10 protein-coding genes and 1 rRNA gene are annotated in these 12849 nt (G+C 34.1%); 5 read left to right on the top strand and 6 right to left on the bottom strand.

Features of this window, described 5'->3' with window-relative positions; translation table 11 throughout:
* Together rrf and C8N37_RS08025 are read left to right on the top strand one after the other, a co-directional pair.
* Positions 1 to 87 (top strand): 5S ribosomal RNA (gene rrf / locus C8N37_RS08020); the annotation flags it as partial.
* Between the two features lie 692 nt (positions 88 to 779).
* A complete protein-coding gene (locus C8N37_RS08025) occupies positions 780 to 2321 on the top strand; it encodes a sulfatase family protein (protein WP_108158446.1) in 1542 nt (513 codons plus the stop codon).
* A gap of 685 nt (positions 2322 to 3006) precedes the next feature.
* Here the strand turns inward: C8N37_RS08025 and C8N37_RS08035 are convergent.
* Positions 3007 to 4032 (bottom strand): LacI family DNA-binding transcriptional regulator, encoded by a 1026-nt coding sequence (locus C8N37_RS08035; RefSeq protein WP_108158448.1) that lies wholly within the window; start codon positions 4030 to 4032, stop codon positions 3007 to 3009.
* A gap of 114 nt (positions 4033 to 4146) precedes the next feature.
* On the opposite strand from C8N37_RS08035, the gene C8N37_RS08040 reads away from it, so the two are divergent.
* Positions 4147 to 5094 carry a TIGR01212 family radical SAM protein gene (locus tag C8N37_RS08040; protein ID WP_108158449.1) on the top strand — a complete coding sequence of 316 codons (948 nt, stop codon included), beginning with the start codon at positions 4147 to 4149 and terminating at the stop codon, positions 5092 to 5094.
* Between the two features lie 29 nt (positions 5095 to 5123).
* Here C8N37_RS08040 and C8N37_RS08045 read toward each other — a convergent pair whose 3' ends face one another.
* From C8N37_RS08045 to C8N37_RS23075, 3 genes are all read right to left on the bottom strand, one after another.
* A complete protein-coding gene (locus tag C8N37_RS08045) occupies positions 5124 to 5594 on the bottom strand; it encodes a pyrophosphohydrolase domain-containing protein (RefSeq protein ID WP_108158450.1) in 471 nt (156 codons plus the stop codon).
* 105 nt (positions 5595 to 5699) lie between these two features.
* Positions 5700 to 6407, bottom strand: a complete 708-nt coding sequence (locus C8N37_RS23070; protein ID WP_262508788.1) for a pseudouridine synthase — start codon at positions 6405 to 6407, stop codon at positions 5700 to 5702.
* Positions 6407 to 7480 carry a hypothetical protein gene (locus C8N37_RS23075; RefSeq protein WP_244914368.1) on the bottom strand — a complete coding sequence of 358 codons (1074 nt, stop codon included), beginning with the start codon at positions 7478 to 7480 and terminating at the stop codon, positions 6407 to 6409. The genes C8N37_RS23070 and C8N37_RS23075 overlap by 1 nt, the downstream gene beginning before the upstream one ends.
* A gap of 276 nt (positions 7481 to 7756) precedes the next feature.
* Between C8N37_RS23075 and C8N37_RS08055 the strand changes: the two genes are divergently transcribed.
* Positions 7757 to 8563: a lytic transglycosylase domain-containing protein gene (locus tag C8N37_RS08055; RefSeq protein ID WP_045753247.1), complete on the top strand. Its 807-nt coding sequence runs from the start codon at positions 7757 to 7759 to the stop codon at positions 8561 to 8563.
* Positions 8564 to 8608: 45 nt separating this feature from the next.
* Here C8N37_RS08055 and C8N37_RS08060 read toward each other — a convergent pair whose 3' ends face one another.
* Both C8N37_RS08060 and C8N37_RS08065 read right to left on the bottom strand, forming a co-directional pair.
* On the bottom strand, positions 8609 to 9262 hold the full coding sequence (locus C8N37_RS08060; RefSeq protein ID WP_108158452.1) for a LolA family protein: 654 nt from the start codon (positions 9260 to 9262) through the stop codon (positions 8609 to 8611).
* A 4-nt stretch (positions 9263 to 9266) separates the two neighbouring features.
* Positions 9267 to 11975 (bottom strand): FtsK/SpoIIIE family DNA translocase, encoded by a 2709-nt coding sequence (locus C8N37_RS08065; RefSeq protein WP_445009328.1) that lies wholly within the window; start codon positions 11973 to 11975, stop codon positions 9267 to 9269.
* 131 nt (positions 11976 to 12106) lie between these two features.
* Here C8N37_RS08065 and C8N37_RS08070 point away from each other — a divergent pair, with 131 nt between their 5' ends.
* Positions 12107 to 12805 (top strand): DUF4397 domain-containing protein, encoded by a 699-nt coding sequence (locus C8N37_RS08070; protein WP_108158454.1) that lies wholly within the window; start codon positions 12107 to 12109, stop codon positions 12803 to 12805.
* The last annotated feature ends 44 nt before the right edge of the window (positions 12806 to 12849 follow it).

Here is a 12849-nt window from a genome sequence, read left to right on the forward strand (position 1 = left end):
ACCTCTTCCCATTCCGAACAGAGCAGTCAAGCCCGCCAGAGCCGATGGTATTGCCGTAACAGGTGGGAGAGTAGGTCGGTGCCTTTTTTTATACAGAAGCCCTTGCTAAACAGCAGGGGCTTTTTTGTGCGCTAAACTTTTTTTTCTGTACTGTCTTTAGGCTGCAGATACCCCCATCTCACTGCTTTCGGATATCCATCCCACTGCTGCCGCAATGATGCCATGCACCGCAATATCCTTTTCCTAGGATCTCCATGATTCTGTATGTGGATCTGTTTCCGATGAACTTGACTTGTAATAGGATCGGTTTAGCTACTGTATTGTAAAGGATGAGATTGACATCAATTTATTAAACGCATCTAGCAGATTTGTGCTGTATTGATCTGATCATATTATTGTTGAAATACTCCCTAGAAAATACTTTCCTCCTTATCAACTTCTTTATCGATTAAATACTTAAACTGTCTTTTAGCTCTATGTAGCTTTGGTCGCTTTTTATGCAATAGTATAGCTGATCGATCTTGCCTATAATATTCTTTATGGATGGTAATCTGAGTTATTATTATCTCAATAACTTCAGATTTATACTCAAAATATACCTTGTTATAGATCTTTCCTCACTTCTTATGGGAATAAATTTCGTTGATAAATTCTTAAAGATATATTTTTTAATTTTCGTGATCTTATTTGAGACTTTAATATTGTACTTCTGGAGTAGTTCTCTAATGATTTAATTTTTTATCAGGAATATCTTATCTTTAATAATAATCTTGACCCTTATGCTGAAACCTATTTTTCGAAAATTATTATTTCTACTTCTGCCCGTTTTGAGTTCTTTTTCTCCTCCAGCTAAAAAAGTAAAGAATACAAAACCTAATATTATCTTTATATTATCAGATGATCATACCAATAAGGCTATCGGTATATATGGCAATAAATTGGCAAAGACTCCTCATATAGATCGTATCGCTAAGGAAGGTGCTCTATTCAATAATTTTTTTGTAACCAATTCCATATGTGGACCTAGTCGTGCTGCATTATTAACGGGCAAGTATAGTCATGTAAATGGTTTTATTTCAAATGATAAGAAGTTTAATATCGACCAATTTATTTTCTCTCGATCTTTAGAAGATTCTGGATATCAAACTGCGTGGATAGGAAAATGGCATCTAGAAACTTTACCTCAAGATGCATTTAATTACTGGACTATTCTTCCTAATCAAGGACATTATTTCAATCCAAATTTTATAACTCAAAGTAATGATACAGTGACTTATAAAGGATATGTGACGGACATTATTACGGATCTTTCAAAGGATTGGATAAGAAATAGAGATCAGGATAAACCTTTTTTATTGATGATAGGTGAGAAGGCTACACATCGTGAATGGTTGCGAGCTGTAGAAGATTTGGGATCCTATGATGATATTGATTTTCCTATTCCGCCGAGCTTTTATGACAATTATCATAATCGTATAGCCGCAGCTCATCAGGATATGTCAATTTCTGAAACCATGCAGTTAGGCTTCGATTTAAAGGTAAATGTAGATTATGACTCGGATTGGATCTATAGTAGATTAGATAAAGAACAGCGTGCTGCTTATCGTACTTATTATGGGGATTACTTAAGTAAAGAGTTCAATGAGAAAAATCTGAAAGGTAAAGCTTTAACAGAATGGAAATTTCAACGGTATATGCGTGATTATTTTGCGACTGCTAATGCATTAGATCGCAATATTGGAAAAATATTAGATTTCCTAGATGAGAATGGATTGGCGGAGAATACGATTGTTATTTATGGTTCTGATCAAGGATTCTATTTAGGCGAACATGGTTGGTTTGATAAGAGATTTATATATGAAGAATCTTTAAGGACTCCTTTTATGATTCGATATCCTGGTCTTATCAAGCCTGGAACAGTCATTGAACAATCGCTTTTAAATATTGATTGGGCTCCGACTTTATTAGAGATGGCTGGTGTTTCGGTGCCACAGGAAATCCAAGGTAAATCATTTTCTGGTCTATTACAAAATAAAATGATTAATTGGCGGGATCATGTCTATTATCATTATTATGAATATCCTCAACCTCATCGTGTCATGCCGCATTTTGGTATTAGAACTTCTAAATATAAATTGGTACGCTTTTACGGTGATCAAAATTTTTGGGAACTTTATAATCTAGAACAGGATCCACAGGAATTAAATAATATTTATAAACAGTTTGAAAATAGTAAACTAGTCAAAAAGTTAAAAGAGGATTTAAAAGTATCAGTTCTAGAATATAAGGATGATTTAGCGACTCAAATTATTCAGAAATAAGTATAGCCACATGCATAACGTAATGTATGTAAAATTTAAAAACAGTCTTATGAATAGGGTTCCAATTTGCTGTATTGAATGTGGTGTTTATGGAGGATTAGGTATATTTCTTATTTATATTTTTTAATAAAATTAGAGCGAATTTGATTATTCATCATTACAACAACTGGAAAGAAGGACGACACATGATAATTAAACTGTTGTAATATTCATATTATGCTATGGTATAAACTACTTTATAACGAGTGCTTTATATACTAATATGCTTATGAACCGTTTTTTTATTTGTTTTGGTATAGTATTTGGCTAAATAGATGAAAGAATATTTTATTTATGAAAGCAAAATTTGCATTTTTTTTGGGAGGATTAATATTGTTAATATCGGCTAGTTCTTGTGTTGGATATTATCACGATCATGGACCTAGGCATCCACACGGACACCATAAGAAGGGGCATAATAAGCATTATAAAAAAGAACACAAGAGGCATAATAAGGGACACGGTAAACATCGAGGGAGACATTAATTGTTGGGCGATCATAGTTTTATGGTCGCCTTTTTTGATCTCTTTTCAGTATCCTATTGGATTACTTTATTGGTTAATTATTACTCTGAAGCCTAATGATTTTTATAAGAGTCTTTTAAAGTATGATCTATAGCGATCAATTGATGATTCGGATAATTGATTAAATAGATTCTCGTATGGTAATGTCCGCATCTAATTCGATCGTTTCATAGACAATCTCTCTCTTTTTTAGTCGGCATTCTAAAATATAGATCATTTTTTCGAAAGCGAGTTTCCCAATATTTTTTGCAGGTTGAGAGACACAAGTAAGTGGTGGGTTGAATGAAAATGCATAATTGGTATTTGAAAATCCAATCAGGGCAATTTGTTCAGGAATTTTAATTTTCTGTTGCGCTAATAACCCTATTGTGCGATTTGTCAATAGATCGGTAGCGGTAAAAATTGCGTCAGGACGATGTTGTTCTTTTTCTAATTCTTTTAATTTAGATAAAATTTGCTGTTCTACAATTTGAATCTGGGATAGATCACAGCGTAAAAGGAGAGTTTCATCGAAAATTATTTTGTTCTGTTTTAAGGCTTCTTGAAAGCCGGTGAGTCTTTCATTGGTAACTCCATTAGCAAGTCCTGTAATATGTAAAATATTACGATAGTTTCGATCAATAAGTTCCTGTGTTGCTCTTTTGGCGGCTTTCTTGTTGTCTATACCAATCTTGAAAGTATTTACACTATTATTAATCCGGTCAAATATAACAATTGGGCAATCACTATGATGTAACTGCTCTAAGTAATTTAAGTTGGCTCGATCAGATACTGGCGAAATCAATATACCATCTACACCTTTGGAATAAAGAATGTCAATACATTTTTTTTCTATTGCGGGATTTTCCCTGCTTTGCATAATAATGATATTATACTGTTGAAAGAGTGATGATTCTTCAATTCCTTCTAAAATTTGGGAAAAGAAGGAATTGCTTATTGTTGAAACGATGACACCAATGATATTTGTTTTGCCCGTTTTTAAGCTTCTTGCTAGTGCATTATATTGATAATTATGTTCATGTGAGTAAGCGACTATTTTCTCTTTTGTTTCTTTGTTAATCTCGTGGCTATCGGAGAGCGCTTTGGAAATCGTGGGAACTGATAAGTTTAGCGCTTTTGCAATATCTTTAAGAGTTAATCTTTTCATAATTTCCTAATGTAACTTATAAAGATAGCAAATTGTGTAAAGATTCGTCTATTAGGAGCTATATATTATAATTGAAATAATTAAAACCTATGAATTCTTTCTATCTTTGCATTTATGAGTACATTATTAGACATAGGACAAAAACCATATCATCATTATGGATCTTATTTAAAAAAGAAATATGATGGTCAGCGTGTGTATAAAGTCATTGTAGATGGCAATTTTACTTGCCCTAATCGTGATGGCAGTAAGGGATATGGTGGATGTTCGTATTGTAATGTGGATTCATTTACTCCCGAATCAGCTCGTAAATTGCCAACTATCCGTGAACAGGTAGAAGAGGGTATTAAGCGGGCTAGGGAAGGGTATCGTGCTGATAAGTTTATTATATATTTTCAGCCCAATACGAATACTTATGCTCCAGCACATTTTTTAAAGGCGATGTACGATGAGGCATTGGCAGTTTGTCCAGAGGATACAGTAGGTTTATCTGTAGGTACACGTCCTGATTGTATAGATTTTGAAAAAGTGGCTCTTTTGGAAAGTTACTGTGATCGTTATGATGTCGATTTGGAAATGGGGATGGAATCAATTTACGATGAAACTTTGGATAGAATCAATCGTGGTTGTTCACATGAAGAATTGCAAACGGCTTTGAAATTAGTAGAAAACAGTCCCTTAGAAATTTGTGTACATACTATTTTTGGTTTTCCTTGGGAATCAAAAGAGATGATGTTGAAATATGCTGATGAAATTAATAAACATCCTCAAATCAAATTTGTCAAATTGCATCATTTACATATTGTAGAGGGATCCATTATGGGTGTACAATATAAACGTGAACCTTTCCATGTTTTTTCTATTGATGAATACTGTGATTTTTTAGCGGAGTTTATTCCATTATTACGTCCAGATATTGTCATTCAAAGGTTATTTGGGTTAGCTGATCAAGACTTATTGATTGCTCCAAATTGGGGCATGAAGAAATCAGCGATTCAGTCGTATATTGATAAAGCACTTGAACGAAAAGAGGCCATACAAGGTTCTCAATATAAAGGATAAAAAAAGGGTTGCTATTTGCAACCCTTTTTTTATTTTTCTATGATTGATTTTAAATCTGCTGGCGAATAATTGATTGATTTTAATGTTTTATTATCCTCTGTTCTGAATACTAAAAACAAGCCATCCACTTCTTTGTAATAGCTGTCTACATCTTTTGTATTTTTATAGTGGCTTATAGTTGCTTCTGCTTCTTCTATAGATTGACATGCTTTACTCATATTGGAGCGTTGAACTTCTTCAAATAACTCATTAAACTTGTCTTTTAGACCAAATTCTAGAACGGCACCTGCTAATACATACTGGATATCACATAATGCATCGGCTACTTCAACTAGATCGTTATTTTGAATCGCTTCTTCCAATTCTTTCAATTCTTCTGCAATCAGAGATACACGTAATGCACTGCGTTTTTCATTCGGAATTGTCGGTTTTTCTAATATAGGATGTTGGAAAACTTTATGAAATTCAGCTACGGATGTTAATGTTTTTGGATCAGTCATGTTATTTTTTATTTACTGCTAAATTATGTAATATTATCTAATTTAAAAATTAGGTATCATAAAAAAAGCAGCTAGGAAGCTGCTTTCTGTATAAAGGAGTAATAATTAAATTAAATGCTTCAATTGTACTAACTCGCGCTCTTCAATATATCTCCAACGACCTCTAGGTAAATCCTTTTTAGTCAAATTGGCATAAACAACGCGATCTAGTTTTACGACTTCATAGCCTAATGATTCAAAAATACGTCTTACAATACGATTTTTACCACTATGGATCTGTACGCCTACTTCTTTTTTACTTCCACCTATTACGTAACTCAAATCATCAGGTTTTACAAAACCATCTTCCAGCTCAAGACCGAATACGATTTTATTGAAGTCACCTTGAGTTAAGCTTTTATTTAATTCTACGTTATAGATCTTGCTGATATTATTACGAGGATGAGAAAGCTTTTCGGCTAAATTACCATCATTTGTCATCAACAATAAACCTGTTGTATTTCTATCTAAACGACCAACCGGATAAATACGTTCTTTTGTTGCTTTTGAAACTAATTCCATTACTGTGTGACGTTCTTGCGGATCATCAGTCGTAGTGATGTAATCTTTTGGTTTATTTAATAAAACATAAACCATTTTCTCGCGTTTCAAACGTTCACCATTATATTTGATGTCGTCTTTTGCTGGATCTACTTTAGCCCCTAATTCAGTGACAGCTTCTCCATTCACGCTAACTACACCTGCAGCGATCAATTCATCTGCTTTTCTTCTAGAACATACTCCAGAGTTAGCGATGTAGCGATTTAAGCGAATTAAGCCATCATTTTGAGATGAAGATTTAGAACGTTGAGGTCTTTCTGAGCTTCTTCTTTCTGTAGATCCTTCTTTACGATCTTCTTCACTATTGAATTTTTTATAAGAAGATTTGTATTGTCTATCTGATTTTTCTCTAGCAGGACGTTTAAAGTCTGTTTGTTCTCCTTCAGATTTTTGGAAAGATCTACCTTCTTTATTAAAAGGTTTGTCAAAACTTCTTTTTCTATCTGAGCTTTCACCATCTCTTTTGAAAGGTCTATCACCTCCAAAAGATTTACCTTCTTTATTGAAAGGTTTGTCAAAACTTCTTTTTCTATCTGAACTTTCACCATCTCTTTTGAAAGGTCTATCGCCTCCAAAAGATCTGCCTTCTTTATTGAAAGGTTTGTCAAAACTTCTTTTTCTATCTGAACTTTCACCATCTCTTTTGAAAGGTCTATCGCCTCCAAAAGATCTGCCTTCTTTATTGAAAGGTTTGTCAAAACTTCTTTTTCTATCTGAACTTTCACCATCTCTTTTGAAAGGTCTATCGCCTCCAAAAGATCTGCCTTCTTTATTGAAAGGTTTGTCAAAACTTCTTTTTCTATCTGAGCTTTCACCATCTCTTTTGAAAGGTTTATCGCCTCCAAAAGATCTGCCTTCTTTATTGAAAGGTTTGTCAAAACTTCTTTTTCTATCTGAGCTTTCACCATCTCTTTTGAAAGGTCTATCGCCTCCAAAAGATCTGCCTTCTTTATTAAAAGGTTTGTCAAAACTTCTTTTTCTATCTGAGCTTTCACCATCTCTTTTGAAAGGTCTATCGCCTCCAAAAGATTTACCTTCTTTATTAAAAGGTTTGTCAAAACTTCTTTTTCTATCTGAGCTTTCTCCATCAAATTTTTTGAAAGGTCTATCACCTCCAAAAGATTTTTTGTCGCTACTGTATGGTCTGTCTGTGTTATCTTTATTGCCGAATGATGAACTTCTCGGTCTTTTACTATCTTTGAAATTAGATGATCTATCATCTTTTGAACGATCACCTCTTGGTTTGAAGTTTTCTGAGGTACTTCTTGAGTTTTTGGAGTTGTCATCACGACTGTTCCTTTTATTGCTGAATGGCATCTTATTACTATAAAATAATGTGAATGGCAAAGTTAGCTATAATATTCTTTTTTTCTAGGTTTTAATGCAATTATTTTTTTGTGGATATAAAATTACAAAATAATCAAGCTTAAAATGGGTTTAAACCTTGAAAATGGTAAGTGTTTGTTTTTTAAGTAAATAGTCTTTATCTTTGTAGCCTTGAATTTGTACCAAGCTATTTTTTGATCGATTTTATCGTGGATAGGATAGCATTAAGGGAGTGAATGTTTAGAAAAAAAGTATTATGTTGTAGTCTGATTTTGTCGGCGTTAGTGTTGTCAAAGTTATACTCAAATCCAAACACAATTGCTACAGGTGATGATCAGATCATTGCTATGAAAGCGCCAAGTAATCTTGCTCATAAGGAAGATGAAAAGGAAAAGAACGATAATGAAGAAAATAATCATTATTTAAGTTCATTGACATTTGCTAATGATACATTACCGATCGATCGGCCACATGTTGAAAGTAAATTGTTACGATATTTTAAAAACTTCTCTTTCAGTAAGAGAGGCTCTTACAGTCTTCATAAAAAAGCAGAGACCTATCTGCCGCAGATTGAAAAGATTTTAGCATCCTATGGTATTCCTGAAGACTTTAAGTACGTTCCATTAGTAGAAAGTGGATTGGACAGAGGAGTAGTTTCAACTAAAGGCGCTGGTGGTTATTGGCAATTTATGCCTGCAACTGCAAGACTTTATGGGTTGAAAGTAAATGGAAATGTGGACGAGAGACGTGACTTAGTCAAATCAACTCATGCCGCAGCTAAATACATTAAATCACTTTACAAACAGTTTGGAAATTGGACTCTTGTAGCAGCTGCATATAATGTAGGTGGTGGTAGTCTTAAGGGCTCCATCAGACGTCAGAAAGAGGATAGTTATTACAATTTGAAATTGAATAATGAAACTGGATCGTATGTTTATAAATTGATTTCTATGAAAGAAATTATAGAGAATCCACAAAAGCATGGTTATAAGCGTTATGCAAACCGAGTCGACGAGGAAGATCCAAACAAAAACATGCTATAAAAAAAGGGCTTGAAAATTTTTCAAGCCCTTTTTTTATAACCATACTTATCTTAAATCTACGATTTCATACCCGCTATATTTGCTCTTATTAAAAGTAAATAGACTATTGTCTAACTTCTTATTTGGAGTTTGACTTTTTATCGTATAATTGTACTGACCACCATTTTTATCATAAATTGTAGCGTCGTGAATCAGCTTTGTTGACTTATTGATACGAAGCTTAATCTTCGTATAATTCTTTTTTGTATCTGTTGGTGTTAACTGGACAACATCGAGCAATGTCGTGCCTGATTTCTCATTACCGACTAAGGTATATTTGAAACCTGTTTTATAAAAGCTGAAAATATTGCTGGGATCTATAGCATCTGCATTGTTCTCTATTTCGGCTATTTGAACTTCTTTTTCATCTTTCAAGATTGTGTGCAAATTTTTGCTGTCCGATATCAAATCTTGATTGTTCATCGTAATTTGATATTTATTATTTTTTTTATCTAAATAAAGAGTACCGACATCCGAATAACGTCCTTTGTTGGCAGCTTGAATAGCTGAAAAAGAGAAGTTTGCTTGGATAGTTTGATAACTATCATATTTTTTACTCACTTCGGCTAATAATTTTTTTGCAGCATCTTGCTGTGCAAATGCTGGCATCGCGCCTACTAGTGTGATGACACTTAGTAGTACGTACATTGTTTTTTTCATTTTTTTAATCCTTCCTTAATGTTTCTAAAAACTGTTCTAAAGAATATTCATCTGGATAGAGTACTTCACGGGCTTTGCTGCCTTCAAAAGGTCCAACAATTCCTGCGGACTCCAACTGATCAATTATCCTCCCAGCTCTATTGTATCCCAACTTTAACTTACGTTGGATTAAAGATGTTGATCCCTGTTGGTGCATGACAATCAGGCGTGCTGCCTCTTCAAATAATTGATCTCTATCGGAGAAATCAAAATCTGTTGAACCAGATCCATCGCCACTTTCGTCCACATATTCAGGCAGCATAAATGCGGATGGATATCCACGTTGACCACCAATAAAGTCAGAAATCATTTCTACCTCTGGTGTGTCTACAAATGCACACTGAATACGAATCAAATCACTACCTGTCGATAATAACATATCTCCTCGACCAATTAATTGATCAGCACCTCCAGAATCTAAAATAGTTCGTGAATCTACTTTAGATAATACTCGGAATGCCAGACGTGCCGGGAAATTGGCTTTAATCGTACCTGTAATAATGTTTACTGATGGACGTTGAGTGGCAATTACTAAGTGAATACCTACTGCACGTGCTAGCTGCGCTAAACGTGCGATGGGTGTTTCAACCTCTTTACCAGCGGTCATCATCAAGTCGGCAAACTCATCTACTATAAGAACTATAAAGGGTAAGAATCGATGACCCTCCTCAGGGTTTAATCTGCGATTGACAAATTTTGCATTATATTCTTTTAAATTACGTACTTGTCCATTTTTTAACAAGTCATAACGTTGATCCATTTCAATACAAAGTGAATTTAAAGTATTGATAACCTTCTTTGTATCTGTAATAATGGCGTCTTCTTCTCCTGGTAGTTTAGCTAAAAAGTGACGTTCTATTTTTTTGAATAATGAAAGTTCTACTTTTTTTGGATCGACTAATACAAATTTTAATTCTGCTGGATGTTTCTTATACAGTAGGGAAGTCAAAATAGCATTGATACCTACAGATTTACCTTGTCCTGTTGCACCGGCAACTAATAAGTGGGGCATTTTGGCCAAATCTGCTATATAGACTTCATTCGAGATTGTCTTTCCTAAAGCAATCGGAAGATCCATATCTGTTTTTTGGAATTTCTCTGTTGCAATTACGGACTTCATGGAAACCATCTCTGGATTGCTATTCGGTACCTCGATCCCAATCGTGCCCTTTCCTGGCATCGGAGCAATAATACGAATACCTAAAGCTGCTAAACTTAAGGCGATATCGTCTTCCAAGTTTTTAATTTTTGAAATACGCACACCTGGCTTAGGGATGATTTCATATAAGGTTACAGTTGGTCCAATGGTAGCCTTGATATGTTCAATCTCAATGTTATAATTTCTTAAAGTGTCAACAATTTTATTTTTATTGACTTCTAATTCTTGTTGGTTAATGGTGATTTTTCCCGTTCCATAATCACGCAGTAGATCTAATGTTGGATGTTGATACCCCGATAAATCTAACTTTGGATCATATTGACCAAACTGTGCAACTAAGTCATTAGCCGTAATTGTTTTTTCTTCTTTAAGGGATTCTACTTCTAATTCATGATCCGATTCAGGTGCGTCCTCGATAACTGGATCTAATTCTATAGGATCGTCTACCGTAAATGAAATGCTATTATCCGAAACAACATCCGTTTCTTCCTTAATTTCACGAGTTGGTTCTTCAATCTCAAATGGAATAACAACTTTATTTTCGGGTTTGATCTCCGATATGGGTAAAACAATCTCTTTATGGGGAGGAGTAAGATCTTCATTTAATCGAATATCTCCATTTCTATGAGATTGAAATTTATCGTTGAGGCTAGGGGCAGGAGTATATGTCTCTCTTCTATTGATTAAAGGCTCAGATGGAATGGGTTCTGATGATCTAATGGTGTTGCTATAATTCTCTTCTTCCTCTAGATCTGATGCTTCCTCTTCTTCGTTGTTTTTACGGGAATCAAAAATACTAAACTTAAGATCCAGATTGTATACCAGAATCAAAGTCGTTAAATACGCAAAGATTAATATTCCGGCTACACCTACGGTACCGATCTGCGCCTCTAATAGCTTATTGGTCCAAAAACCAAACTTTCCTTCTAAGATATGAGGAACTTTAGCAAAAAAACTATGTAAAAATCCTAACGTAACGGATATGAAGACAATAGCGATAAAGGAATAGATAATGGTACGATATACTGGTAAGATCGATTTTTTGTACAGTAATTTATATCCAATCACAAAAAATACAAGTATAAACAGGAAAGATGCGATTCCGAACCAATTGTAGATAAATTGATTTGCGAATAATGCGCCATATTTTCCTAGTCTATTTTCTACGACAGGCAATTCTATATCTGGATTGTCAATTTCTTCTGCTGTATTCATCACAACACCCCAACCACCATTATTCGTAGCGATGTAACTTTGATCTTCTGACCAGGTGAATAAATAGGAGACAAATGCAATTCCCAATAGGACTGCACATAGTATGAGAAATGCGCCTAAAATTTTCACTAATTTTTGCTGCATTTCTGATAAGTCCCTAGCTGGAGATGCCTCTTTATCTTCTACTTTCTTATTCTTTGGAGTTTCTTTTTTTGTACTCCTCTTAAATGATGTATTAGCGCTAGATGGTCTAAATGTATTTCCTTTATTTGACATGAATGTTTCACAGTTATCCTTCATACAAACTTAGGTATTTAGAAGGAAATTTAATTGGCTTATAAACCTTTTATTTTTTGTTGTAGCATTTTATTTATAACAAACGTTTTTTATACAGACGATCGTTGAATTTGTTGAAAAATAAAAAAATAAAAATGAAGAAAGCATTATTTTTTGGATTCAGTATAATAGTTTTTATGCTGACATTAAATTCATGCAATAAACTAGATGATGATTTCACGTATGTGGAAATCTCTGCTGTGTCTGCAGTGAATGTTGTACCTGGTTCTGCCGGATTGGATATTGGTCTGGATCAGAATAAATTGAATAATAACTGGGAAAGTGTCTTTTCTTATAATCGATATCTATTTTATAAAAATGCTTACCCTGGAAATCGATTAGTACGGGTGTTTGATCCGAGATCCAACTCTGGGGATACTGCATTGGTCAGTAAAAAGGTCAGCTTTACGCCGGGTAAATTCTATAGCTTATATGTCATTGGCAAAGATAAACTGGATGTGCTGGCTACTGAGGATAATTTTGGTACATTAAACCCTGGATATGCAAAATTTAGGTTTATGAACTTAAGCCCTGAAGCACCCAAGCTTACCTTAACTTTAAATGATACGGATAGTTTATCTGTCAAAGATAAAGCATATAAAGATTTGGATAATTTTAGAAATATAAAAGTTTCTGAGGTATATAAGCTCAAGATCAATGGTGTTGGTGTAGCAGAGCTGTTGGGAGATTTTAAACCTGAAGAGAAAGAGGTGTATACAATTTATGCTTCGGGCTTAACCTCGAGTAGTGATGCCAACAAAAAATATGGTTTTCAAATTATTAAGCATAAATAAAAATTCCCGTTATAATTTTGGTTGATTATAATAAGAAGACCTGT

Origin of the sequence: Sphingobacterium faecium (assembly GCF_003054045.1) — a bacterium.
In the GTDB taxonomy this organism is placed as follows: domain Bacteria; phylum Bacteroidota; class Bacteroidia; order Sphingobacteriales; family Sphingobacteriaceae; genus Sphingobacterium; species Sphingobacterium faecium.